This is a genomic window from Acinetobacter sp. YH12120 (assembly GCF_013418795.1).
Classification (GTDB): Bacteria; Pseudomonadota; Gammaproteobacteria; order Pseudomonadales; family Moraxellaceae; genus Acinetobacter; species Acinetobacter towneri.
Genome location: NZ_VPBI01000015.1, coordinates 33,693 through 60,049 on the forward strand (window position 1 = coordinate 33,693; position 26,357 = coordinate 60,049).

Consider the following 26,357-nt stretch of genomic DNA (forward strand, 5'->3'; position numbering starts at 1 on the left):
AGTAAAATTTTGATCAATTTAGATCATTTAATGTGGTTTTGGTCACTTCATTTTAGACATTTTAGTTTATAAAAGTCACCTATGTTTTGATGCTGATTTTCGTGAGAAATAATAACAATATATAGTTTAATATAATGATTATTAATAATTTATAAATCGACTACAACATGTAGTAGCGAAGATGCTCAAAATGCACTTACTACGTAACATCAGTTAAATAAAAGTCTCCCACAAACCCAATACGGTTCACTTGGGCCTATGCAGTCTGAAATAGGTTTATAAACTTAATCTGATCTTAAGAACTTAATCTTAGCTTTGTAGAGAAAATCTCTTGAAGGATGAAACGAGTGGATCAGCGAGTAGATGTACTAAATTTTAAAAAACTATTATATCTAATGAGCGTCTTGATCTTGATTAGCCTTGGGCTATGGTGGGGAAGTAAGCTGCTCTCGAATAAAAATATAGAGGCTAAAGTAGAGAGACAGGTTTCAGAGGCTGAGAGGAGTCCTGAAGTCTCAGAGCAACAAATCTTAATTTCTTCAAAACAAATTGAGCAAGTTGGGATCAAATTACACACATTAGGTGCTTCTTCTACTAACATACAAAAACAAATTATTTTACAAGGGCAAGTACAGTGGTCACCAGAAAGCAAAGTTGTACTGACTAGTCCTGTTTCAGGAATGGTGCAGCAAGTTTTGGTACAACCCTTGGCAGAAGTTACCCGGAATCATCATGTACTTGCTGTACATAGTCCAGATTTAATTCAGATTCAAAATGAAATATTGCAGCTTCGTGCTCAACAACAATTAGCCCAGCAAAATTTAACACGTGAACGTAGCTTATATGCTGAAGGCATTATTGCCGAGAAGCGTGTGCAAGAGGCACAGAATCAAGTACAGCGTCTTAATATTAACTTAGGTGCAAAACAGCGAATGCTGCAATTTATGGGAGGAGGGCAGGTAAATAGTCTAAATTCCATTGTCTATGTTAAAAGCCCAACAAGTGGTTATATAGAAAACTTACAGGTTTCTACAGGTCAGTATGTTGAGGCTGGTACAGTATTAGGTCAACTTGTAAACGCTGATTCACCGTTACAATTGTTATTACAAGCTAATTTAGCTGACAGTAAATATGTGCATATTGGGGATGTTGTTCAGGTTGAAGGTTGTGATATTACAGGGCATATACAAAATATCGCTCCAGCACTTGTAGGGAATACACAAACTCAAAATATCATCGTACAAATGGATACCAAACATAATTGTTTGCGGGTGCAACAATTTGTCAAAGTTCATGTTCAAAGTAAGCAGCCAACAGTAATTGCAGCATGGCCAGTACCAAGTACTGCCATAACCTCACAAGATGGTAAACACATTATTTTTGTTAAAAATCAGAAGGGGTTTGAAGCTGTAACGGTTGAAGTTCTATCAGCTGATCAGCAGCAAAGTTATATTACAGCTGAAAAATTAAAACCCAAAATGCAACTTGCTATCAGTGGTGTAGAGCGTCTCAAGGCGGTGTGGTCTGGCTTTGGTGCAGAGCAAGCACCTATTAGCACTACAGAACGTTGAGGTGAGACATATGTTAAAACGTCTTATCGCCTTTTCACTTAGTCAGCGCATTTTAATATTATTGCTCACATTGGCGATCAGTGTGGCAGGCTACATTGCTTTTACGAAACTACCAATTGATGCTTTTCCTGATGTGTCAAGTACGCAAGTACAAATTGTGATGAAATCGCCCGGCATGACGCCCGAAGAGGTGGAAAGCCGTATTGTTGTACCCATTGAACAAGAAATGTTGGGAATATCTCATCAGACAGTAATGCGTTCGCAATCTAAATACGCGATTGCGATTATCACATTAGACTTTGCTGAAGGCACTGACCCTTATTGGGCTAGACAACAGGTGAATGAACGTTTAAGTAATGTGATGTCTGCATTACCAAGTAGTACGTCAGGTGGAATTGCACCCATGACGACCCCATTAGGTGAATCTTTTATGTTTACCTTACATGGGCCACTCAGTGATATGGAAAAACGAACTCTACTTGATCGGGTGGTTCGTCCACAACTTCGTAAAATTGAAGGGGTCGCCGATGTTAACGCTTTGGGGGGACTTGTTCGTACATTTGAAGTGACCCCTAATTTAGAGGCCCTGGCGGCACGAGGCTTATCTTTAACACAGCTACAACAGGCAATCGAGCTAAATAATGCCAGTGATGGTGCTGGGCGGCTTAATGAAAATGGAGAGTCATTACTGATCCGAAGCGATAGCCGCGTCAGAAACCTTGAAGAGTTAGGCGATATTATTGTTTCTAGCCATCAAGGAACATTGGTGCGGGTTAAAGATGTTGCACAGGTACATACTGGAGCACTCACACGCTATGGTGCAGTGACTGAAAATGGCCAAGGTGAGGCTGTCCAAGGTATTGTATTAACTTTAAAAGGTGCGAATGCACGTCAAGTCGTTCAACATGTTCGTGAGCATTTGTCCGACATTGAAAAAACTCTGCCACAGGGTACAACGATTGAACCATTTTATGATCGTGGTGAGTTGGTAAACCGAGCCATTCATACCGTAAGTAAAACGTTATTAGAAGCTATTGTCTTAGTCTTGATTTTACTTTTATTGTTCTTAGGAAACCTAAGGTCTGCTTTAGTGGTTGCGGCAGTTTTACCATTATCTGCACTAAGTACTTTTTTGATGATGCACCATTTTGGTTTAAGTGCCAATTTAATGTCTTTAGGTGGTTTGACGATTGCGATTGGTTTATTAGTGGATGCTGCAGTTGTAGTGGTTGAAAATATTGAAATGCAACTTGCTGAAGCAAAAGAGTCACCGCAACGTTCTTTTTTACCGCCATTAAATATGATTTACCGCGCAGTGTCTGAGGTTGCAGTACCAGTCACAGCAGGCATGATCATTATTATGTTAGTGTTTATTCCATTGGTCACGCTTGAAGGATTGGAAGGGAAGCTCTTTTCACCTGTGGCTTTAACAATTGTATTTGCTTTATCAAGTTCACTAATTTTTTCTTTGACAGTGATTCCTGTACTGTGTTCATTCTTTCTAAAACCGAAAGCACATCACACACCCTTTTTAGTAGCTAAATTAGAAACTGGTTACCGAAAACTTTTGAATCTGAGTTTAGCCCATCCTAAACAGATTTATGTCTTAGCAGGTGGTACCTTACTTCTGGCTGCATTGATTTTCCCATTCATTGGAAAGTCATTTATGCCAACCATGGATGAGGGAGATACTATTTTACAGTTAGAAAAAATCCCTTCGATTAGCTTACAAAACTCAATTGCATTAGATCTGGATATTCAAAAACGTATTTTGGAACAAGTGCCTGAAGTTGAAAGAATTGTGGCACGTACAGGTTCTGATGAATTGGGATTAGACCCTATGGGGTTAAATGAAACAGATAGTTTCATTGTGCTAAAACCACAAACGCAATGGCAAGTCAAAAATAAAGAGCAAATTTTAGAAAAAATTCGTCTTGTACTTCAAGATGTTCCTGGCGTGAACTTAACATTTAGTCAACCCATAGAGATGCGCACTTCAGAAATGTTGTCTGGAGTACGAGGAGATTTGGCTGTCAAAATTTTTGGAAGTGATTTAGACCAGCTTAATGATTTATCAAAGCAAATTGCAATAGTTCTACAAGGCATTGAAGGCAATGAAGATGTCATGACACTCGAAAATTCGGGAGTACAGTATCAAGAGCTGCGAATCCATCGTGATATGGCTATACGAAATCAATTGGACAGTCAAAATGTTCAAGCCCAACTCAAGATGCTCGTGGAAGGCAAAGAAATAGGTTCCATTATTGAACAGGGGCGCCCTGTTCCATTAATGATGAAAGGGGATCCACGTTTGGGAGAGTCGAGTTTTGAATTTTCCAATATTGCCTTGCCAATTGAGAATGCAGCTGCAGTGCCATTGTTATCTTTAGCAGAAGTGGTTAAGACTGAGGGTGTCGTAAAAATTGATCGTGAAAATGCATCACGAATGTCAGTGGTACGTGCCAACGTACGTGATCGTGATTTAGTTAGTTTTGTAGATGAAGCAAAACAATTGGTTGCAGAGAAAGTCAAGTTACCAACCGGCTACTCACTCAAATGGGGGGGGCAATTTGAAAACCAACAACGTGCGGCTGCTCGCTTAATGCTTGTTGTACCTGCTGCATTAACAATGATCTTCTTTTTACTATTTACGACTTTGGGTTCGGTGCGTCAAGCCGTATTGGTTTTCGTCAATATTCCCTTTGCGTTAGTCGGTGGAGTATTTGCATTAGCATTAACAGGTGAGTATTTATCTGTTCCTGCATCAGTTGGTTTTATTGCCTTGATGGGGATTGCTGTACTGAATGGTTTAGTGATGATTAGTTATTTTAATCAACTGATTTCTCGTGGTGTTGCAATTGAGGAAGTTGTTCGTGAAGGTGCTATGCGCCGTTTACGTCCAGTCATGATGACCGCGAGTATTGCAGCTTTAGGTTTGATCCCATTGTTATTTACTACTGGCCCTGGTGCCGAGATTCAACGTCCATTGGCGATAGTTGTGATTGGAGGGCTTATTTCTTGTACTTTGCTGACTCTGATTTTACTTCCTAACTTGTTTAAAAAATTTGGTTTAGCGCGAGATCATCATGTCTGAAATATGCCAACTCTCTATTAACGTGTCCTCTGATATTGCTGAAGAACTTATGGAGCATTTGTGGTTAATTCCTGAGTTGATTTCAGGGTGTACTTGTGTCAACGCACAAGGGTTTGGTAATCGCCAACATTATCGTAATGTTCAGGAAAAAATTCGCGGAGCAACTGAACGGAATCTTATATTGCTGATTGTACAACACGAATCTGTATCATTGGTTTTGGCGCATATTCAGCAAAAATTTAAATCAAGTGATTGTTTTTATTGGGTCATACCTACATTAATTTCTGGTTATATGAGCCAAGGAGCACTTGACTAATGACATTAAATATCAAATTTAAATCAACACTTCTAGGCCAAATTTGGTATCTGTTTGGGTTGGGCTATTGTTTTACAGTGGCTTCGACAGCAATTGCAAAACCTCAACTTGAAGCTGCTTTGCCACCACTTGAAGCAGTACAACAGAGTCTAGTAGAACATCCGAATGTGCGTGCTGCAATATCAGAGCAAGATTATGCAGACTTTGCCCGACAAGGATTAAAAGTAGGGCAAAATCCGTGGACTGTTACAGCCGGTATGCAAGTACGTAAGACGGATACACAACTAGAGCGAAAACAAGCCAATAGTTATGAACCTAGTTTGGGGATAGAAAAACAAATACGTTTGCCTAATAAATACCGGCTAGATCAAGATCTAGCACAACGTATTTCAAGTATTGCAGAACTGAAGTATGAGAATGCTCAACATCAAGCATCTAAAATGTTGTTAAATAGTTGGTTTGCTTATATGCGAAGCACATTGCATTTGAAGCGACTGCAAGAACAGCTGGATCAAATTCAGCAATTTATCCAAGTGACTGAACAACGTATTCGAGCAGGAGATGCACCACGACTTGAGCTAATGCTCTTGAAGAATGAGTACCAACAACTTGAGGAACAATATATACAAGCTAAAGCTGCATATATTCAAGCTCAGCAATTGTTGGCCCGCGATTATAGAGGAAAGATCCCTGAACAGTGGAGCAGCGATGTTATACAGCCTAGCCCTATACAGTATAGTCAAGCAGAGTGGGTACAGAAAATTTTGTCAGTTAATCATGAGTTAGCACTCGTAAGGATGCAAGCTACACAGCAATACGCAGTATTAAAAAGAGAGCAGCTTAATAGACTGCCAGATCCTACGATTGGTTTTGGTTACAGTAGGGAGCAATCGGGAGAGGAGAATTTATTAGGGGTTAGTGTTTCAATTCCTTTGACTGCGCGACAAGTCGGTATTGCTTCAGGAATGGCAGCGGCAGAAGCAAAAAAAGCGGATTTGGAGGTATTGCGTGTAGAAAAACGTCTGCGTCAAGAAATACAGGGGTGGGTGATTCAAATGGAGTCAGCGACTGTACGGAATACGAAGGCGCAAGAAAACTTACAACTGTTGCAACAACAACATCACTTGATGCAAAAAGCGTATAAATTAGGTGAGTTGAATCTCAATGAGCTTTTGTTGCATTCGCAGCAATTGATTGAAGCACGTAGCCGAGTCGATCAAGCTAAAGTAGATTATGCAGAAAGTATGAGTTCCTTATTACTTGATTCTCATCAATTGTGGCCTTTACATGAGATGGATAGAATTTAACAGTAATATTTACGAGCATAGTAGGGATTATAAATTTGCGCTGTAGTTTGGTAAGCAAGAGAAAAAGGTGTTATGAGAGTTCTATTGGTAGAAGATGATAGCTTGTTGGCAAAAGCAACTGCACGTGGTCTAGATCAAATGGGCTTTGTAGTTGACATTGCGAGCACAGCAGAGCAAGCGTACCATTTTTTAGTGAGTTATCATTATCACTTTATTCTACTAGACTTAGGTTTGCCTGATCGAAATGGGATTGAAATTTTAAAATCACTACGTCGCAAAAAGAATCAAGTTGGAATTATTATTCTGACTGCTCAAGATCAAGTTGATGATCGTATTACAGGTCTAGAGGCAGGAGCTGATGATTTTGTTGTTAAACCTTATGATTTACATGAGGTCGTAGCAAGGATTCATGCTGTATTACGCCGAATTTCAGGAGAGGTAGGGGACCTAATTCAGGTTGGAAATATTAGTATTAACAAAGCGAGTAAACAAGTACTGTTAAATCAAGTCGAAATTGAGTTGACACATAAAGAGTTTCATTTATTGGAGTTATTTACTCTCAATCGTGGTCGTGTAATTTCGCGTGAAAATATAGAAAATTCATTTTATGCTTATGACGTTGATGTGAGTAGTAATGTTGTACAAGTCCATATTCATAACTTGCGTCGGAAATTAGGTAAAAATATTATCCGTACAGTACAAGGTTTTGGATATATCATGGATGAACAGCATTAAATGGCTGATCCAATTCGCAGCTATTCATTAACCCAGCGCTTATCTATAATTTTACTGGCAATTACCACTAGCGTTTGGTTGGGTAGTTTAGGAAGTATTTATTGGGGAATGCAAAACACTGCCAATAATATTTTTGATAAGTCATTAGCAGAAACTGCTCATGCTTTATTGTCTACGACTCTAAGTACCCTAGATGGAAAAGTACCGCAGCATACAGTGATTGAAAAAGCTAAGGGTGAGCATTATGACCAAATTGTATTTCAAATTTGGCATCGTGATGGACAATTAATTTATCGTTCTATTGGTGTGGAAACACAGCCATTTGTTCAGCAAGATAATTTTGGTTGGATTAAACTGAATAATAATACTTATCGTAGTTATTCTGTTTGGGATAGTACGCATACAATACAGGTACAAATTGCGCAGGTTTGGACAATTCGAAAAGATATTCAGCAAGATATGTTGCTGTTTTTGATTTTGGTTTCAATCATATTTTTGCCATTATTATTATGGTTGATTATTTGCACGATCCGTCGTCATTTATTGGCTGTATATAGCATTAGTCAAAACTTAGAAAAACAATCCATTGAACATTTAAATCCAATTAAGCCAGTTGTACCGAAAGAAATAGAACCTTTAGTGAGCTCTTTAAATACCTTACTTAGTGAGATTGCTGAAAGTATGCAACGTGAAAAACGTTTTACCTCAAATGCCGCTCATGAACTCCGTACACCATTAGCTGCTATACGCTTACATGCCCAAGTACTTCAAAATGCACGTTCCAATGAGGAGTCTAAGGAAGCTGCACAGGACATTATTACAGGAGTAGACAAAGCATCAAGAATGATTACTCAGTTGCTTACATTAGCGAGGCTTGAACCGAATGCCACACAAAACAAAAGCAATATTGATTTGGTAGATATTGTTAAAGGTACAGTTGAAATGATGGGTATTCAGTTCAGAAAAGCAGGTGTAGACTTACAATTGCATCTCACCTCAGTGTGCGTTTGGGGGCAGTCAGATCAGTTGGAAATTATGTTGAGAAATATACTCGAAAATGCCATTCTTTATCGTAGTTCAATACATAAACCTATTATTAAAGTCAGTTGTGGAAGTATTGGAAATGGTAGTTTTATACAGGTTGAAGATAACGGCATAGGTCTAGATGAAGCACAAATCCCATTTATATTTCAGCGTTTTTATAGAATAAATCAAGCCAGTTCTGTAGTAGGAAGTGGTCTGGGATTATCTATTGTGAAGCAGATTATTGACTCTCATTTAGGCAAGATTACTTTACAACGTGCAAATGCAGTTGGAGGATTGATTGTCAGAATTGAATTTTTCAAAAAATTGAATATTTATTAAAACGATAGTCAAAAAAATAGATTTTATCATATTGATTTATAAATTTAATTTAAATGCTGGCGTATATCGTTGTCCACTCATAATGTTCTCTCCTATGCAAAAAGAATAGACGAAATTTGTCTAGGAGAATGGTGGCAGTCCAGGGCCTGGTTCAAGCATGACTTGAGTAATACTCGGGCTGTGCTCATGATTTGCTTGAGCATTACTTGCGGATTTTCCCCAACGTGCTTGGGCTGCATTTTTGGTTTTATCAGATTTGATTTGAAATCAAAATATGTATAAGTTTTTGTAGCTCTCAGATTATTTTAAGTCATTTTTAAGATTCAAATTTTAGGCTAAAGCATATTAAAGTCTTTGAACTAAAAAAAATGCTTAAGCTGCCTTCTTTTCCCGGTCTACGCCAGATCAAACCCCTCAGCCTTGCACGCTTCAACCTGTTACTCGCCATTTGGCTGGGACTGGTCTTAAACTTTGCTTTCTATCAGAAAATCCATCAACTGACGCCTTATACCAACCTCAAGGCAGACGCATTATTGGCGGCTACAGTCTTGGTAGTTATCGGCTTGTACAATCTGGTCTTGCAGTGGCTGAACTGGAAATGGAATGCCAAGATACTGGCCAGTGTGCTGATCATTCTGGGCGGTTTTAGTGCTTATTTTGTCAATAGTCTGGGGGTTGTTATTACGCCGGACCAGATCCAGAATATGCTGCAGACCGATGCCCGGGAAGTCCGTGATCTCTGGTCAATACGGCTGGTGATCTGGACGCTGGTCTTTGTGATTTTTCCTTTGTGTATCGTCTGGATGCTGAACATTCAGCCTGCATCTTTCGGGCGTCAATTGTTGCATAAAAGCCTGAGCAGTCTGTTTTCGGCCGTATTGATTCTAGGACTGTTATTCTGTTTTTATGTCGATTATGCAGCCATCTTCCGCGAGCACCGCGATCTGAAGGGCATGATTTCCCCGCAAAATAGTATTGCATCCACCGTATCCTACTATAAAAAGAAAGCACCTAAAGCCAATTTGCCTTTGATTCCTTATGGTGAAGATGCCCATCTGCTGCAGCAGGCTCAAATACAGAAACAACCCAAATTGATGGTGCTGGTGGTTGGGGAGACTGCACGTGCCGAGAGTTTTGCTTTAAATGGTTATGCACGCAATACCAATCCTGAACTGAGCAAGTTACCGATAATTAATTTCAATCAAGTCAGTTCTTGCGGAACTGCCACAGCTGTTTCAGTACCGTGTATGTTTTCAGGGATGACACGTCAAAACTATAATGAACAGTTGGCTAGCCACCGAGAAGGTTTGCTGGATATTGCTCAGCGGGCCGGTTATCAGGTGACCTGGATTGATAATAATTCGGGCTGTAAAGGTGCCTGTGACCGCGTACAAAAATACCAGATTCCAGCCCAACTGAAACAGAGATGGTGTGATGCTGGTGGTGAATGTTTTGATGAAATCCTGGTGGATAGCCTGAAAGATTATCTGGCGCATCTGGATAAAAACAACTCGAAACCGCAGTTAATTGTACTGCATCAGATGGGCAGTCATGGCCCCGCATATTTCAAGCGCTCCAAAGCACCATATCAGCCATTTCAACCGACCTGTAATACCAATGCCATTCAGGGCTGCAGTACAGAAGAATTAAAGAATAGCTATGATAATTCGATTGTATATACAGACCATGTTCTTGCCGAGATCATTGAAACTTTAAAGCAACAGACTCAATATCAAACCGGTTTCTGGTATCTGTCTGATCATGGAGAATCTACCGGAGAGCACGGTTTATACCTGCATGGTGCTCCTTATAGCATGGCGCCCACGCAGCAAACCCATATCCCAATGCTGATGTGGTTTTCTGATACCTGGCAACAGTATAATGCCCTGCAGCTAAACTGTTTAAAAACACAGACCGGACAGGCACGCAGTCACGATCATCTTTTCCCCAGCTTATTAAGTATGCTGGATATAAAAACGCAAGTGATTGAAGCTAAAAATGATATGCTTGCACAATGCTCATCATCATTAAAAAACAGAGCTTGAAATGCATAAAATACTGATTATTGAAGATGACTTTATGATTGCCGAGTCGACTGAAACATTGCTTAAACTGCATCAGTTTGAGGTGTACTGGGTCAATAATGGGATTGAGGGTTTAAAACAATTACAGCAGCAGGTCTACGATATTGTGCTGCTCGATTTAGGTTTGCCAATGATGGATGGCATGTTGGTGCTAAAAAATATCCGGCAGAAGTTTCCGAATTTACCGGTATTGATTATCTCTGCCCGGGATCAATTACAAAACCGGGTAGATGGGCTGAATCAGGGAGCTGATGACTACTTGATTAAACCCTATGAGTTTGACGAACTGCTGGCCCGTATTCATGCCTTAATCCGACGTGCCGGCTTAAAAAATACTGTGACAGATATGAATAAGAAATTATCACACAGTGGGCTGGAACTGGACCTGGAACAGCACATCGTATGCTTTAATGGTGAACCGATCGAGTTGTCTAATCGGGAATGGTCTATTCTCACTGCACTCCTCATGCATCCTAGCAAAATTTTTTCTAAAAACGATTTAGAAGACAAACTTTATGATTTCGATAAGTTGACAAAAATAACTAATCATGCGAAAAAGTTTTTTTAGTTAACAGATGTTCACACATGCCTCGAATTGTTTCTGTACCACTTAGTTTAGAACAGCGAGAATGACTCATTTTTCTGGCCAAGCATGCAAAACATTGGCGTGAAAGACAACGTGCCCAAACTATTCTCTGGCTTTCTGAAGGTAAAAGTGTTGCGGAAGTTGCCACTCTACAAGAAACCCCAACCTTGGCAATAGTCACCAACATAATTTACATTAAATTGTATAAATTGCTGTGTATATAAGTACAATAACATCAATAACTTACGTTTTAAAATATTTTTATTGGAATTAATGTTTATTAAGATCGTTTAATTTTGGTCACATAAGTTTTTAAAAATTTACCAAATAATCACCAACATAATTTTGTGATGATTAATTAGGTAAACCGAATGGTAAAAAATCAGGTTGATGGAGTTATATATGGCTGAACCGTACCGGGTTTGTCGGAGACTTTTTTATTTAAGTTAGGCCACCTGACCTAACGGGTTAATCTTATGCTGCTGTTAGGGTCTAAAAATAGCAGTTTTGAAGGGCTTTATCGAGTGATTTTTTCAACACTCTACGCAATTATGGATATCATAGTATCCACTTTATGTTTTATTTCGCTATAATGGATATAACTGTATCCATTTGGTCTTTGCGGATGAATTTTACCTTACTTGATGATACCGATGTAAGCCAAGCTTATGCGGCTTATTTACGTGAGTTACGCAAGCAGGCAAAGCTGTCGCGCGCTGCATTGGCTGAGCGAAGCTGCGTACCTGCGGCCACCATTAAGAAATTTGAGCTGACCGGGCAAATTTCATTTCGTCAATTGCTGTTGCTATGGCAGACACTTGATTCGCTAGATAGGCTTTATCAGCTCACGCAACTTAGCAAAGAACGCGCTGCTATACCCATGAGTATTGATGAGGTGCTAAAAGATGAGTTTTAAACCGATTCAGAAGCTTAATGTTACTCGTACGCTAAGCTCAGGTGAGCAGATATCTGTTGGAGTCTTGGCGCAGAATCGGCAAGGCGTTTTTTTTCAGTATACTGACGACTATTTGCAGCAGTTTGGCAATTTATCACCGTTTACCTTGCAAGCGAATACGCTAGTTCAAGCCGCACCTAAAGCGCCGCACCAAGGTGTACATGGCGTATTTGGGGATTGTTTGCCCGATGGCTGGGGCATGTTGTTACAAGATCGTATTTTCCGGCAAAAGGGCATCCTACCTAATCAATTAACGGCGATGGATAGACTGGCCTTTGTCGGTGATAAAGGCATGGGAGCGCTGTCTTTTGCTCCGGTGTCTGAGTTTTCAGCCACGACATACGCGGACATTGATTTAGCAACCTTGGGCTTAGAAGCACAAACGCTGTTCGATGCTTCAATGTCAGATTATATGGATGATAATCACGATGAGTTAGATGGGCATACGCAACAGGTGTTGGCCGCATTAGTCGCCGGTGGTAGTTCGGGTGGAGCAAGGCCTAAGGCGCAGATTTATATGCCTGCAGGGGAAACTCAGCATTGTCGAACCTTTGCTCAGCCTGGAGATGAGGCTTGGCTGATTAAGTTTACCTCGAAAAATCTCGCGCTCGGGCATGAAGAAGGGTTGTGTGAAGCGGTTTATTTGCAAATGGCCGAGCTTGCCAAGTGCCAACCACCAGTCTGGCAACTCATTGAAGCACCAACTACAAGCGGTGCGTCTGCCTGGTTGGCGCTTAAGCGTTTTGATTATGTCACGGAGCAGGCCCGTTTAAGCGGTAATCGCAGTTCAGGTCGCTTGCATATGCACAGCGCTTGCGGGCTGCTGGATGCAGACTTTCGAACGCCAAGTTTAGATTATATTGACTTGATCAAAGCCAGCCGTCAGTTGTGTAAATCTCCTGCTGCTGGGCAGCTGCAATTTCGCCGTGCCGTTTTTAACCTGCTGTCGTCTAACCAAGACGACCACAGTAAAAACTGGGCGTTTTTGCAAGCGGATGACGGTCAATGGAACCCTGCACCTTTTTACGATGTTACCTACAGCCCACATCCATTCAACGAACACGCCACTGCTTTCGGCGGTTATGGCAAAGCGCCATCGCTTAAGGTGATGCAAAAACTTGCTACTAGTGCTGGCTTTGCGAATTGGAATGATGCAAAGCAAGTTATTGAAGAAGTCGCAGAAGCCATCAGCCAATTTACGTATCTTGCCAAGCAACAAGGGATCAGTAAAACAACAATGTCCGTGATTGCTAAGACATTGGAGCAGCGTAAACAAGAAAATGCAGCGCTTTTTCTATAACAATAAGAAGGGACAGTAATGAAGCTCGGCCGAAACGATCCTTGCCATTGTGGCAGTGGTAAAAAATTTAAACGTTGTTGTATGAGCAGCGTTTCCAAGCAACATGCCCAAGTCTTCGATGATGTTGAAACCATGCTGGCAATGAACCCAAATTTGAGTCTTGATGAACTCAATGCCGCTTTGCAGCACAAAGTGCAAGAACGCAATCATCAACCTCATCCCGATTTTTGTGGCGTAACGCCAACGCAAATGGCCAATTGGCTTTATGCGCCTTTTGATGAATTAAAGTGGGTGACAATTTGCACTCCCGACTCTCTTTCTGCCAGCCCAATAATGCGTTATCTAGCCCTCATTCTTGATGAGGCCATGGCGCAAGAAGGCTCCTTCAAAGCCACGAGTAAAGGCAACTTACCGGCTAAGTTGGTTAAACAGGCCAGTGAGTTATTGCCTGAGTTTGCCGTTGCTCAATTAGAACGTAGTATAAGCATCAGCGAGTTTTCGGGCAGCAATGAAGACAAATTTAATGCCTTGCACTACACCCGAGTGCTTGCCGAAATTAGCGGTATTATTTATCGGCGCAGTGGCCGCTACCATGTAAAAAAATCAGCGCAAAAGCAGTATCAAGCGCTAGGCATACAGGCCTTTTTCAAACCTATGTTAGAGGCCGCTATCAGCAAATATAACTGGGGTTATTTGGACAGTTTCGAATACGATGTCGACTTGCGCACTTTTTGGTTGTTTATGCTGTGGCGTATTCAAAGCCACAACAGTGTGGAGCAGCTTGTGAAAGAGGTGATGACAGCTTTCCCTAATCTATTGCTGGTATTCCCTACGGATGATTACTTCTCGCCAGAAAGAAACTTAAGTATGCTCATCGAATCACGATTTATTGAGCGATTTTTGCAGTTTTGGGGATTTGTAACGATTGACCCAAGACGTTATATAAACGCTGAACAAGTCGCCAGAGTGATTCAGGTACAGCCTTTGTTAAAACAAACTTTTCAATTCACAATAAATAAATAGCAAGGTCACCGTGAGCGAATTTCAATACTATAAATTTGAGCGTCTGGATGGGTATTTAGATGCTAAAGCACGTCAAGCACTCAGAGCCATTTCAAGCCGTGCCGAGATCAGCGCTACGGCCTTTCAGGTGTATTACACCTACAGTGATCTAAAGGCCGAGCCTTTTGAGCTGATGTTAAAATACTTTGATATCGGTTTTTACTATGCCGATTGGGGCTCAATCGATGTATACATCAAGCTACCAGCAGGAACGCTTCCAGATGCGTTACTTGGCTTTTCAAGTGATGGACTTCATGTTCACGAAAACGATGAGTGGCAGTTGCTGATTTTTTCCCTTGAGGAGTGTGATGAGTATTTTGACGATGAGCATGCTGACGACTTTTTCCAGCATTTAGCCGCTTTACGCGGCGGGTTAATGCAAGGGGATTGGCGCCTTGTGTACTTAATGTGGCTCAAAGCGTTTGATTTTAATGATGGCGTTGAGCGAGTGCCGTTAATTCAATTCGATTTTGAGCACCTCAGGGAAGAGGAGCAGTCGTTTGCTGCGCTGTATGATATTCCCTTAGCATTGGTTAAGGCGCTCGCCATGGTGCTGAGCGAACAACCCAGTCACCAAGCCAAACAAACTCAGCTTACGCTTGATGCGTGGATCCATAATCTCTCGCAAGCAGAGAAAGACACGCTATTACGCACGTTGTTTGAGCAAGGCCAGCTAACCCGTCACCAAGCCTTAGCGCTGACGCGAAAAGAACCTGTCAACACAGACGAGATCTATCAATACTGGTTAACTTCCGCCGTCATTTCTCCTTTCATTGAGCAAGCGCAAAGTCAATTACAGCAAGAGCAAGCCGCAGCACTCGCAAAAAAATTAGCTATCGAAAAAGCGGAAAAAGAAAAAGCGTTGACGTATATCTACAATCAACGTGAGCACTACTGGCAGCAATCACAAGAGCAAGCGGATCGAACTTGCGCCAGTGGTTACGATGCGGCATCACGCTATCTGCATCAGCTGTTTGAGGCCTATCAGTTCAAAGCTGATGAAGCGGCGTTTGAACAACGTTTTAAGCGCTTTGTTGTGGCGAATAATAGCCGTAAAGCACTGTTAAATCGCTTGAGTGATTTGCTTTAAACGATGAGGCGATAGGCTGGCCAAATGACGTTAGCAAAAAACCGATTGAGGGTTGGTTGAAAGGTTGTAAGCCCACCAAAGGTCTACAAATTGTTACCTATGAAGTCACTTTGTGTAGACCTCGGGGTCTAAGTAACGCGCTTTTACCATCTCTGTGGTAAATACTGCGTGAAATACAAAGGCATCACGATATTGGTTTGCTCTAATGCGGATGAGCCTTGTGTACCCGTTAACTTAAAGGTTTTACTTGGAGTACATTTTTCAACGTAGGATGCCAACGATTTTGCTCTTGTACGTTTACCACTTTTGACCTCCACAGGGACGATATCGCCTTCATCGGTCGCCAAAATAAATTCGATTTCGGCACGGGCGTCATTCCATGAATAGCTTGGGTCAACGCCAATGGCAGTGAGCTCTTGTTGCACAAAGTTTTCAGCCACATAACCTTTGTATTCATAGTTTTGTTGCTTAATTTCTTTATAACTGCTGCCGAGCATATGATTAAGCAGACCCACATCAAACAAAAACAGTTTCACCATATTTTCTTTTTTATAGGCCGCTAACGGAGATTTCGGCAATCCTTCAATAGGGTAGTTTGGCAAAGCTAGGCGGCAGCAGTTAAGCCAATGGATCGCGGTTTCAAAATCGCTATAACGAGATTTACGCTCATGCACATGCTTAAATTTAAAGCGTTTAACCGACTCATCGCTGACAAGTGATAGCTGGGCTGGAATGCTATTAAATACCGATTCAATCAGTGTGGTGTCGACCTTGCCCGCGTACTTACCAAAATCGCGGCGATAACCTTCCACTAAATCGGCATGAATTTTTGTGACTTTTTCAACACGCTCTAGAATGCTTGAATCCTTATACTGATACCAAGCAGAAACGGCTTCCGGCATACCACCAGTAAAAAAGTAGTCAGTGAGTTTGTCCATCAATTTGGTGTGTACTGCCGGTGTGCTTGCTTGACTATCAAACGCTTTGATCAGCGCTTGCTCGTTGGATGCGTAAATAAATTCTTGGAAGGTCAGTGGTCGTAAATTGTATTGTTCTACCTTGCCCACAGGGAAGGTGTTGAGCAAACCAATATTCGAGCCGCTGGCAGCGACAAAATAGGACGGTGCTTTTTCAGCAAAGTACTTTAGTGAGGTAACGGCACGTTCACATTCGCCAATTTCATCTAATATCAGCAGATCGGTTTCTGGGTTGAACGCTTGGTTGGTTAACAACTCAATATTCATTACTAGCTCGTCAGGTGACAGAGAGCCATCGAACGCTTCTTTGTAGGCAGGGTTTTCAAGGAAGTCGATACGAAGGATGTTGGCAAAGGTATTCCCAAATAACTCTTGTAGCAGATAGGTTTTACCTGTTTGTCTTGCACCATCGATCAATAATGGCTTGCGCACCGGTTGATTTTTCCATGTTATTAGGGCGTTTAGTAAGTTGCGCTGCATTGTCATTTCCCGCCAATTAAGACTGTTAACTGCCTGTAGTATAACTCAGCCTACACTTTTACGCGCAGAAAAGTGCGGAATTTTACATTTTTATGCGCATAAAAGTGTAATTTGATGACCTTTGGCATTCAGGGATTCACATCATCGCCTTGGCCAACGCGCAAGCTAAACCTAAAAGTAGGATATAAATCCAATTATATTGAGTAAAGTGGGAATATAGTCCCTTTGGTTGGTGATATGGCTAAGCGTGACTTACACAATATATTGTTTCCAAAGCAGCGTAAAATCCTGACGCAGTTTGGTGAAGACTTGCTGTTGGCGATGAAAAGACGTGGTTTTACCAAAAAGCTACTGTGTGAACGTACTGGTTTTGATCATAAAACCGTGAATTAAGTCTTAGCCGGTGATCCGGGCGTTGCCATAGGCACTTACTTAAAGGTGATGGCCGTTCTTGGCATGGAAAGCAACTTTGCAGAAATGGCCGCCCATGATGAAGTGGGTATCAAGCTGCAAAACATAAAATTGCTGGAAGGTTCAAGATGAGCCGTGAAATCGTTGAAGTCTATGCCGACTGGCAGCCAATTGAAGCACCTTTGCTAATAGGGCTGCTTTCTTACAGCGATTCAAGCCGAGGTGGCGTGTTTAGTTTTGCCTACGATAAAGCATTTTTAACCTCAGCCTATCGCTTGCAAATTGATCCCATCCTGACCCTCCACTCCGGTGTACTCTAAAACGATGAAGTCGATAAAAGCTTCCGCGCATTTCTTGATTCATCGCCTGATAGATGGGGGCGTATTTTAATGCAGCGGCGTGCGGCGATTGAGGCGCGCAAAGGCATTCGAGCAACAAGTCGATTAAACGAATTGGATTACCTGCTGGGCGTAAATGACTCTTACCGGATGGGTGGTATTCGATTTAAGCGAACAGGCTCGAATGCTTTTTTGGACGACAATTCTGAATTTGCTGCGCCGCCAATGGCTTCTTTGCGAGAGCTAGAGCATGCAGCAATGCAGATTGAAAAAGACGATAACATCGACAGTGACGAGTATTACCGCTGGTTGAAAATGCTGATTTCTCCAGGCTCATCATTAGGTGGTGCAAGGCCCAAAGCTTGTGTCACAGATGAACAAGACCACTTGTGGATTGCTAAGTTTCCCAATTTAAACGATACCCATGATGTGGGCGCGTGGGAGATGGTCTGTTATGAATTGGCGTTAGCGGCAGGTGTTGACATGTTTCCAAGTGAGATGAGGCAATTTTCGTCACAGCACCATACCTTCTTAACAAAACGGTTTGACCGCGACGGTGACAAGCGGCTGCATTTTTCGTCGGCCATGACACAGCTTCAATACTATGATGGTGAACAATCTCAAGGTGCCAGCTACTTAGAGATTGCTGAATTTATTTCCAATTGTGGAGCACAAACCACAGCTGATTTAGCTCAGTTTTGGCGTATGGGGGTAAAGGCATGGGGAAGTGTTTAATGAAGTGCTGCTGTTTATTTTGGCTTGGTATTTGGTGAAGGGATGTTTTCTAATTTCAATGAAGGTTGCTTGTTACTGTTGTCATCAATGTACTCAAGGGCGTACCTCATAGCCTTGTAGCTTTTCTCGCGTTTTTTAAACATGCGTTGCAGCATAGGGAGAGTGCAGTCCACATAGTCGTGAATAGTGACTTGTGTTTTGCCTTCCGATTCACGATGAATACGACCGGCATATTGAGCCAATGTTCCTTTCCATGAGATGGGCATGGCCAAAAACAACGTATCCAGTCTTGGTAGGTCAAACCCTTCGCCTACATATTTTCCTGTTGCGACGACGACTTGAGCCGATTGCAGATGATTGTCAGCGTTCTTGCGTTCCGCAGCTTTCATGGCGCCTTTAAGTACGACAGTGCTTATACCCATTTCGGTAAGTCGTGAGTGTATGGATTCTGCGTGCTCTCTACGCTCTGTAAGGACTAACGGGTGTCCGCCATTTTGAACACACTCGTAGGCGTCTGAGACGATTTTTGAAGTGCGCTGCTCATTATTGACGAGCCAGCGGTAGGCATCGCTTATTTTGGGGCGCTCATCTGTTTTTATAAGCTCTGCTGCTGGTACATCGTAGAGCTGATGAATCATCACGGTTTGAGTAAATTGCTCATCAGGGCTTTGTTTCACTTTGTAGCGAATAGGCCCTGCCGCCATAAAAATGATCTTTTGATGACCATCTTGTCGCTCTGGTGTTGCTGTAAGGCCCAATACATATTTTGCTCTTACCTCGTTGAGTACCATTTCAAACCTTGGTGCAGATAGGTGGTGGCATTCGTCAACAATAATATGGCCGTAGTCTTGAATGAGAGGAGTGATGGAATTGTCTTTTTTATTAACCAAACTTTGGTAGGTGGCTATGTCGATAATGCCACTCGGCTTTCTTTTACCTCCGCCTATACTGCCAATGGTTACTTCGGGTAGGAACGTGCGTAAGCGCTCTTGCCATTGTCGAGCAGTTGTCGGCTATGAACCAGTATGAGGGTATTTACTTTGCGTTTTACGATCATAGCAATGGCAGTAACCGTTTTTCCAAATGCAGTTGGCGCATGCAAAATACCGAAGTCATGTTTAGATATTGCGGCCACTGCGTCACGCTGGTTCTTTCGCAAAGTGAACTCAGGGGTAAGCTTTAATAATGGTTTACCAATTTCACGCTTATCGTCAAATAGTGGCGAAATGTTTTGCTCTTGTAGCAAAGCAATCGCATCATCGAGGCAGCCTCGCGGTAGTGCTAGATAACCGTTTTCAATACGAGCACAGGAAATAAACCTCGGAATGCCATGGGTTGAAAAGCGCAACGCTTGTGTTTTAAAAAACACAGGATTAGAAAAACTAGCTAATCGCTTTAGTCCGGCCAGTAATGGCCCAGGTAACTCGCTCATCAAAAAGTAGATATGGTTGGCCAAGGTAATGGTCACGTTTTTCGGCAAAGACTCTAATTTTATTGGTGCGGCTTTGGCTGTGATTTCCCAAGGAGGGCGGTTGTCTGTTAGCCCTTGCTCGGACAGTAATAGGGTGTTGGGTGAAATAGTTGTTATGAGTTGGTCAATACTCGACTGAGTGAGCGTTTTAAGCTCAGCAAGGTACCGCCATTGATCATCGATGGCATTCAGGTCACTGTCAACAAAGCAACTACGACCTGAAAGGCGAGCCTCCTTTTGAAGTGGTAACGCAATGAGATTGCCAAACCCGCCTTCAGGAAGTACATCTTGGTTAGGAAAGAGCCTGTCATAGGAGTCAAACGATAGATTTGGAAATATTTCCATGGCTTTATCAAGCAAAGCGAAACCCAGTGCCCGAGCATGGTTCGCTGGGATATTGGTTTCAAAAAATATCCATAAGTGAGCCCCGTTGCCAGAACGCGAGATTTCTATCGCGTGCGGAATATCAAACGCTTGGCACACTTTAGACATTGCTTTGACTTCTTCTTGCCAACAGCCTTTGTCAAAATCGGCTGCCAACAAATAGCACGAATTATCTTTAAGTAGTGGATACAGACCTACCACTTGATGACCGGCAAGGTGCCTGTAAATAATGTGCTCGTTTAATTCGCTAAACTTTCGGTGTGAACAGTCTTGGCATTTAATGCGGGGTTTGTTGCATAGCCCGCTTACCCACTCATTATCACAGGCTACGGAATAGCCACTGCGCCCCTGTTGATTTTGCCAACGATTGGCAAAGATATCCTCTCTTCCACGAAATCGTTGTCTGAATAAGGCGACCTTTTGTTCTGGCGTGAATGTCTGTACTGAACGCTCGATTTGAGCGCTACGCAAAGCCTCTCTTAATGCGAGAAGCTGCTGCTTTTCATTTTCAAGCTCAGCTAGCCTGTTATCAATAGCAGAAATGTTTGGGTAGCGAGCGTCATTCATAACAAACTAATTTTGATTCGCAGCACTATAAAGCGCGAACTTGCGGTGGCTTGATCAGCGACTCTGCTGGAATACCTAACCCTTCATGAAGTTTCCAAATCATTTTTAGCGTGAGTGATCGCTTATGGTTTAGGATTTCATAAACACGATTGCTTTTACCTATCATGGGTTCAAGATCTTTAACGGTTAAGCCTTTGCGCTCCATCTCAAACTTTATTGCCTCAACAGGGTCTGGCAAATCCATTGGAAAATGCTTTGCTTCGTAGGCCTCGACTAACGTAACCAAAATGTCCAGCTTTTCGCCTTCGACGGTATCAGGCTCCGCCATCATTAGGTTTTCGATGTCGTTTAATGCCGCGCGGTAGTCGGCATCTGTTTTAATAGGTCTGATGTCCATTATATTTACCTCTTGTTACTACCTTTTGGCTTCAAATCGTTTGTACATCAATTTTATCGTATTGCGCATGGCTGCCGATAAACCGTATGTAAACCACTTTGTACGCATAATTGATCCAAGCAACTAACCGGTATTTATTACCGGCAATGTTAAACACGACACGCCCATCTTTGAGGATGCTGGCATTTCTAAAGTCCTGTTTCACATCCGCCGGTGCTCCCCAATCAGCGTTTAATGCATGCCTATACCAAGCTAACGTTGGCTCTTTAGCGTCAATGTATTCTGAGCTGTCTTCCCAAAATGTTTTTAAGGTTGATAGTGCGATAATTCTCATAAATAGATATTAGTCCCAATTTGGGACTTTTGCAAGTTTGGTATTCTTGATGCGGTTAGGAGTTGTTACCGCATCCCCAATTGCCCCATTCCTTGGGGCGGTTCACATCCCTCTTATTCACCCTCTTAAGCTCGGCATATCAAGTGTTGCCCCATTGTCCCAACTGCCACGGTAAGTGATCAAATGGGGGGCTTGCTATTTTCGCCTGATGGGCCTTTTCGACATGCGGCTGCGTTTGCCATCGAAGAAGGCCAATACTCTGAACCAATAGAGTGATTCTTCATACCCCAAGCTGTGCGTTGGACGTGCAGGCGGGATGAGCCCCAGTTTGCGTCCTAAACTGACAATCACGTAGAAGCGAACGGAAAATACCTATACGAGCCTGAAACTGTGGCTGAAGTTGAGCATATTCTAGGTGCTGTTGTTGTTCTATTAAGACAGCCGATTTATTCACTCGGTTTAGGCTGTGTGATTAATGTGTTTAGAACAGCCCAAGCTTTAAATATTGGGCTTGAAATTGGGGCAGAGAAGGATAACTTGTATCTCAAACCTGATCTGACAGTTACCCATTTTTTATTGTTTCTATCAGGTTAAATTTTCTAGATGTGTATGAAGGCTAATTGCAGAAATTTGATTGATATTGGTACACAAACTGAGTCTTTGTTGCTGTCGAAGTTGGTGCATTATATTGGGTTAAACCTTTTAAAGCACTGAAGCTTAAAGCAGCACGATCAACTACTTTTCTTGTGAAATTCGCATTGGGATCTGAATATTTAAACGAAATTTCTGCTAAAACAGGTTTTAGACTACCGTAAGGCAATAGGGTATACCATAAACTTAACTCTAAATCTGCATCGAATTCACCTAAATCAATCGTTGCACCACTATATTTTCGTTCATAGATAGTTAGACCACCAACTTGATTCAGGGCTAGACTATTATTAAAATTATAGTCATTTTTGAAGCCAGTAAATAGAATATTGATATCCTCAAAATCGTTAATGGTTCGCGAGGTTGGTACGGTTGTTGACTTGCTTGCAACTACAAGGAAACTCAAGTTATCTTTACGAGTAATGTCATCTTCTAGCTTAGTTTTTGCGCCTGATACATTGCTAGTCAAATCTTTGAAGTCAGCAATATAATGGTCATATCCACGATACTTTAAAGTTACTTCTTTTGTACCATTTTCATTACGCTCTCTGAAGCTGTATCCCATATTTTTTAAAGTACAGCTTCCTTGAGTATCGTAAAAGCGGATTTCTCTTTGTGTATCAAAGATCATAGCACCAGTTACGTCACGACTGATTTTATTTTCAATCGCATTTTTCACCGCTGAAAAATAGCTATTTATGCTGCTTGCTTCATTTCCATAATTAAAATTTATGGGATCTAATAGTACTTTGTATTCGCGAGATGTGGCTTTGGGAGATGCATAGCTCAGCGATGGTAGCACTGTAATTGCCAAGAAAGTTATCAAAGCCGATTGAGTTATTCTCATTTTTCTCTCTAGACAAAAGTTGAATTTAAAAAGCCCAAAAGTTTTAGCTTTTGGGCTTCATTCATTGTTATGGGTTGAAAAGATTTAACTTATCGGCAATATATAAGGTAGGTGTATCGACACGCATGCCCACATTATCCAAATACTTTTGCTCTAAACCATTGGTTGTCCAAAGACCCATGTCATCATCATTCACAATGCCAAGAGTTTGTCGGTTAATCAACCATAGACCTTCCATTTTGTCATGCGCATAACTTACACGTTTACCCATATCCAATACCAATGTTTTACTTACTGGCTGAATATTTAGTGCTTGTAATGCTTCCCATTTTTTATCGTTATTGATGAAATATTGCTCGAGGGTTTTACCTGCAATCGTTAAACCAAGTTTAGGATCTTGCACTAGATCGCCCTGAGTTGCGATATCCTCCAAATTGGTAGCATCCTTCAGATCAATACGATAAACATGTTTCATGATATTCGGATCGTCTTTAAGGAATTTGCCATCACGTTCCAGTACTAAAAACTCATGATCATTAATCGCAATAATAGCTGAGTTTGAGTTAGCATCAATTTCTTGACGATAGAGATACTGAGCAACTTTTCCTGTTTCAAGATTGATCGTCACAATACGTGTTAAGGTTGATTTATTAACAGCTTTAGTCGGTAAGTCCATTGTCGATTGCATAATCCCAACCAATGTTTTTTGGTCAGGTGTAATAGTTAAACCTTCCATACCACGGTTGGCACGACGATAACTAAATTCTTGCGGTAAAGTGAAGGTATTGCGCACATCATTTACAAAAGGATTAATACGACCAATTTCTTTTCCATTGGCATCATAGTGCACAATGTGAGGACCATATTCATCACTCACCCAGAATGTACCATCATTCAATGCTGCCAAACCTTCAGAATCGAGACCGTAATCATCAAGTTTGATAGGGTTCGTTATTGGGTCATAAGGCTTTGATGGATCTTTAGCGATGACCTTGCCATGAATATCGTAAGGTGTTTCGCCTGTACCACCTAGTGCAGCAGTATTCGGTAATCCACTAATATTATTTCCATCACGATCTTTTAATAAAATCGTTTTGATGAGTTTGATTGAGCCATCATCTTGTACCTCAAACAACCCAATTTTAGGTATATAGTCTGGCATTGGAAAAATCTTACCAGCACCATTCACGCCATCATTATAGTCAGCATTTGGGCCACGATCTGTGATTGCGTAAAATTGTTTATTGTTCGTAGGATGGGCAGCAACATCAGAGCCAAAGCCACCCTGTCGAAGTGTAAATGCACTCGCAATAGTTGTTCCATTCGCCTTAAAGCTTGTTAAGTTTTGGTAAGGCAATGCAACCCCTTGGGCAAATAAGTTTGGACCACACTGGATGGAGCTTTGCTGGATTTCATTCGCATCCAACTCACCATTTTGATTTTTATCCAAACCACTTTCAATACGTGTTCCAGCACTCCAGCAATCATCATTTCCAAGTACTAAAGGCGTCTGTTGAATCAAACTATTCAATCCATTTTGACCATTGTCCCCATCATCAGTACATGCGGTTAATAAAATTGTCGAAGCTAATAAAGCTAAGGTTAGTGGTTTTTTTTTCATTTTTTTGAAGCATCATGTTTAAAAAGCTTCATCATAAGAAGCAAAAATGACAATTACATGAATGAAATATGATCAATGTAAAATTTTAGCAAATTAAAAATATCAGTAGTTTGTGGGGGTTATATCTAGGTTTTCTTCATTATTTATCAAATGTGGTTTGAGGTAAAATTAAAATAAAACTTTAAACTGCCACAGTATTCTAGATATAAGCAGCCTTATTATGAAGCTGTCTCATAGGGCAGGGTTATACCAATGCTAAGTTTGAAGTGATTGAATCATCCTACTTACTAACGACACAATGTGACGTGTCGAAATTTATGTTTATTGAAAATTCCCCCAAATAATTTAAATTACTGTAATATTTTCCAATAGTTAAAACATTGCTAGTAGCATCATCAACTTAAATGTACTGTGTTGCAGGTAATAGAATTAAGACATCAGAAATAGCTTCAGCACCATGACTAAACCACAGGCAATGGTGATGACAGTGGTTCAACAGATTATCAAAAGTTACTTCCAACTGTCGCTTTAGGCTGGGATATATTACCTGAGCTTTATACTTATGCTAGCTATGGCAAAGGCTTCGAAACACCAACCTTTACCGAGATGGCCTATCTTACAGTAGGGACTTCAGGCATTAACTTTAATTTAAAACCTGCGACCAGTGATACCGTAGAACTTGGCTTAAAATCGCAGAATACCTTAGGGTTATTTACTTTTGCTGTATTTCATACTGAAACTAAAAATGACATTGTGCCTGACGATGCCAATGGCGGGCGAAGCACATTTCGTAATGCAGAAAAAACCTTACGTGAAGGCTTAGAGTTATCGTGGCAAAAACAGCTCTGGCAAGCACTCAATATTCGAACCAGTTATAGTTATTTAGATGCGACTTTTGATGCTGATATTCCAGCGACCACAACCAAACCGCTGATACAAAAAGGAACATATATTCCAGGTATTGCCAAGAATCAAGCTTTTGTAGGCTTGGCATGGCAACCTGAGCAGGGATTTCAGGCAGGCTTAGAAGCACGTTATATGGACAAGATTTATGTCGATGATATCAACTCTGATACTGCACCAAGTTATACGGTCGTTGCGGCAAATGTTGGCTATTTGTGGGTCAATAAAGACTGGAAAGTAAATACTTATGCACGACTAGATAATTTATTAGATCGAAACTATGTGGGTTCCGTGATTGTCAATGATAGTAATAATCGTTTCTTTGAGCCCGCAGATAGACGAAATTTTAATGTTGGACTATCGATAAAAAAATATTCTAACATAGGCTTTGTTGCATAAATACATAACCAACTGATTTTGTTCATTAATTTTTAGGTTGAAATTCATACAAACCTATTTAAATCAGAAGCTTACAAAATCTTTATGCAACAAAGCCGTGGAACAGCCACAAATAAACTCAGTAATAAATTTTTAAACATATTAATCCCCCGTTAAGTAACGGATTATAACAGCCGTAACTATCTAATCACATGCAAAAAGTAGCCGTTTCGCCTTTTCCTGTCCTCACATGATGCAAGCGGACCATACATCTTAATCAGATAGAAATCGAGTCGAGGTAAATCAATCCATCACAAATGGAGCAGAAATTATGCTTGATCACACTCTTGGTTAATGCTGAAAAGTCTTTGAGTTTTAATTAATAAATAAGTGTATCC

General features: G+C 41.2%; 18 protein-coding genes and 7 pseudogenes. 17 read left to right on the forward strand and 8 right to left on the reverse strand.

All coding sequences use genetic code 11. The features are described from left to right. The first annotated feature begins 347 nt into the window (after nt 1-347). The 13 genes and pseudogenes from FTU58_RS10230 (at nt 348) to FTU58_RS10290 (ending at nt 15,465) form a co-directional block, all read left to right on the forward strand. Nucleotides 348-1,571 carry an efflux RND transporter periplasmic adaptor subunit gene (locus FTU58_RS10230; RefSeq protein ID WP_004974297.1) on the forward strand — a complete coding sequence of 408 codons (1,224 nt, stop codon included), beginning with the start codon at nt 348-350 and terminating at the stop codon, nt 1,569-1,571. A 10-nt stretch (nt 1,572-1,581) separates the two neighbouring features. Continuing rightward, a complete protein-coding gene (locus FTU58_RS10235) occupies nt 1,582-4,665 on the forward strand; it encodes an efflux RND transporter permease subunit (protein ID WP_004974298.1) in 3,084 nt (1,027 codons plus the stop codon). After that, nucleotides 4,658-4,981, forward strand: coding sequence for a DUF3240 family protein (locus FTU58_RS10240; protein WP_004974301.1), 324 nt, complete (start codon nt 4,658-4,660; stop codon nt 4,979-4,981). The genes FTU58_RS10235 and FTU58_RS10240 overlap by 8 nt, the downstream gene beginning before the upstream one ends. Beyond that, nucleotides 4,981-6,288, forward strand: coding sequence for a TolC family protein (locus FTU58_RS10245; RefSeq protein WP_180062408.1), 1,308 nt, complete (start codon nt 4,981-4,983; stop codon nt 6,286-6,288). The genes FTU58_RS10240 and FTU58_RS10245 overlap by 1 nt, the downstream gene beginning before the upstream one ends. Before the next feature lie 72 nt (nt 6,289-6,360). Beyond that, nucleotides 6,361-7,023, forward strand: a complete 663-nt coding sequence (locus FTU58_RS10250) for a response regulator (protein WP_154320134.1) — start codon at nt 6,361-6,363, stop codon at nt 7,021-7,023. Beyond that, nucleotides 7,024-8,388: an ATP-binding protein gene (locus FTU58_RS10255; protein WP_004974307.1), complete on the forward strand. Its 1,365-nt coding sequence runs from the start codon at nt 7,024-7,026 to the stop codon at nt 8,386-8,388. It begins immediately after the preceding gene. Between the two features lie 368 nt (nt 8,389-8,756). Then, complete coding sequence (locus tag FTU58_RS10260) at nt 8,757-10,433, forward strand: phosphoethanolamine transferase (RefSeq protein ID WP_154320133.1); 1,677 nt, start codon at nt 8,757-8,759, stop codon at nt 10,431-10,433. A 1-nt stretch (nt 10,434) separates the two neighbouring features. Next, a pseudogene (locus tag FTU58_RS10265) lies at nt 10,435-10,998 on the forward strand (response regulator transcription factor); the annotation flags it as partial. 110 nt (nt 10,999-11,108) lie between these two features. Then, nucleotides 11,109-11,216, forward strand: a pseudogene (locus FTU58_RS10270) (helix-turn-helix domain-containing protein); the annotation flags it as partial. Between the two features lie 467 nt (nt 11,217-11,683). Continuing rightward, nucleotides 11,684-11,974, forward strand: coding sequence for a helix-turn-helix transcriptional regulator (locus FTU58_RS10275; protein ID WP_070153163.1), 291 nt, complete (start codon nt 11,684-11,686; stop codon nt 11,972-11,974). Further along, complete coding sequence (locus tag FTU58_RS10280) at nt 11,964-13,313, forward strand: type II toxin-antitoxin system HipA family toxin (protein WP_154320132.1); 1,350 nt, start codon at nt 11,964-11,966, stop codon at nt 13,311-13,313. The genes FTU58_RS10275 and FTU58_RS10280 overlap by 11 nt, the downstream gene beginning before the upstream one ends. An 18-nt stretch (nt 13,314-13,331) precedes the next feature. Further along, complete coding sequence (locus FTU58_RS10285; RefSeq protein WP_070153169.1) at nt 13,332-14,336, forward strand: YecA family protein; 1,005 nt, start codon at nt 13,332-13,334, stop codon at nt 14,334-14,336. Between the two features lie 10 nt (nt 14,337-14,346). Next, on the forward strand, nt 14,347-15,465 hold the full coding sequence (locus tag FTU58_RS10290; RefSeq protein ID WP_179989052.1) for a hypothetical protein: 1,119 nt from the start codon (nt 14,347-14,349) through the stop codon (nt 15,463-15,465). A 143-nt stretch (nt 15,466-15,608) separates the two neighbouring features. Here FTU58_RS10290 and FTU58_RS10295 read toward each other — a convergent pair whose 3' ends face one another. Next, complete coding sequence (locus tag FTU58_RS10295) at nt 15,609-16,922, reverse strand: ATP-binding protein (RefSeq protein ID WP_070153175.1); 1,314 nt, start codon at nt 16,920-16,922, stop codon at nt 15,609-15,611. Nucleotides 16,923-17,159: 237 nt separating this feature from the next. Between FTU58_RS10295 and FTU58_RS14160 the strand changes: the two are divergent. Both FTU58_RS14160 and FTU58_RS10305 read left to right on the forward strand, forming a co-directional pair. Then, nucleotides 17,160-17,465: pseudogene (locus FTU58_RS14160) on the forward strand (transcriptional regulator). Beyond that, nucleotides 17,462-18,376: pseudogene (locus FTU58_RS10305) on the forward strand (type II toxin-antitoxin system HipA family toxin); the annotation flags it as partial. The pseudogenes FTU58_RS14160 and FTU58_RS10305, both read left to right, overlap by 4 nt. 44 nt (nt 18,377-18,420) lie before the next feature. Here the strand turns inward: FTU58_RS10305 and FTU58_RS14110 are convergent. From FTU58_RS14110 to FTU58_RS10320, 4 genes and pseudogenes are all read right to left on the reverse strand, one after another. Continuing rightward, nucleotides 18,421-19,197 (reverse strand): DEAD/DEAH box helicase, encoded by a 777-nt coding sequence (locus tag FTU58_RS14110; protein WP_257219781.1) that lies wholly within the window; start codon nt 19,195-19,197, stop codon nt 18,421-18,423. Then, nucleotides 19,198-20,828, reverse strand: a pseudogene (locus tag FTU58_RS14115) (DEAD/DEAH box helicase family protein); the annotation flags it as partial. Nucleotides 20,829-20,853: 25 nt separating this feature from the next. Then, on the reverse strand, nt 20,854-21,225 hold the full coding sequence (locus tag FTU58_RS10315; protein WP_000354814.1) for a type II toxin-antitoxin system HigA family antitoxin: 372 nt from the start codon (nt 21,223-21,225) through the stop codon (nt 20,854-20,856). A gap of 31 nt (nt 21,226-21,256) precedes the next feature. Continuing rightward, nucleotides 21,257-21,559, reverse strand: a complete 303-nt coding sequence (locus tag FTU58_RS10320) for a type II toxin-antitoxin system HigB family toxin (RefSeq protein ID WP_154320130.1) — start codon at nt 21,557-21,559, stop codon at nt 21,257-21,259. Between the two features lie 390 nt (nt 21,560-21,949). Here FTU58_RS10320 and FTU58_RS10325 point away from each other — a divergent pair, with 390 nt between their 5' ends. Beyond that, nucleotides 21,950-22,153 (forward strand): hypothetical protein, encoded by a 204-nt coding sequence (locus tag FTU58_RS10325; RefSeq protein ID WP_094069354.1) that lies wholly within the window; start codon nt 21,950-21,952, stop codon nt 22,151-22,153. Between the two features lie 22 nt (nt 22,154-22,175). Here FTU58_RS10325 and FTU58_RS10330 read toward each other — a convergent pair whose 3' ends face one another. Together FTU58_RS10330 and FTU58_RS10335 are read right to left on the reverse strand one after the other, a co-directional pair. Next, complete coding sequence (locus tag FTU58_RS10330) at nt 22,176-23,057, reverse strand: hypothetical protein (RefSeq protein WP_179989051.1); 882 nt, start codon at nt 23,055-23,057, stop codon at nt 22,176-22,178. A gap of 67 nt (nt 23,058-23,124) precedes the next feature. Further along, complete coding sequence (locus FTU58_RS10335; protein ID WP_167846514.1) at nt 23,125-24,678, reverse strand: esterase-like activity of phytase family protein; 1,554 nt, start codon at nt 24,676-24,678, stop codon at nt 23,125-23,127. Nucleotides 24,679-25,152: 474 nt separating this feature from the next. Between FTU58_RS10335 and FTU58_RS10340 the strand changes: the two are divergent. Continuing rightward, nucleotides 25,153-25,980, forward strand: a pseudogene (locus FTU58_RS10340) (TonB-dependent receptor domain-containing protein); the annotation flags it as partial. A 268-nt stretch (nt 25,981-26,248) separates the two neighbouring features. On the opposite strand, the pseudogene FTU58_RS14165 reads toward FTU58_RS10340, so the two are convergent. Then, nucleotides 26,249-26,335: pseudogene (locus FTU58_RS14165) on the reverse strand (HNH endonuclease); the annotation flags it as partial. Between the last annotated feature and the right edge of the window lie 22 nt (nt 26,336-26,357).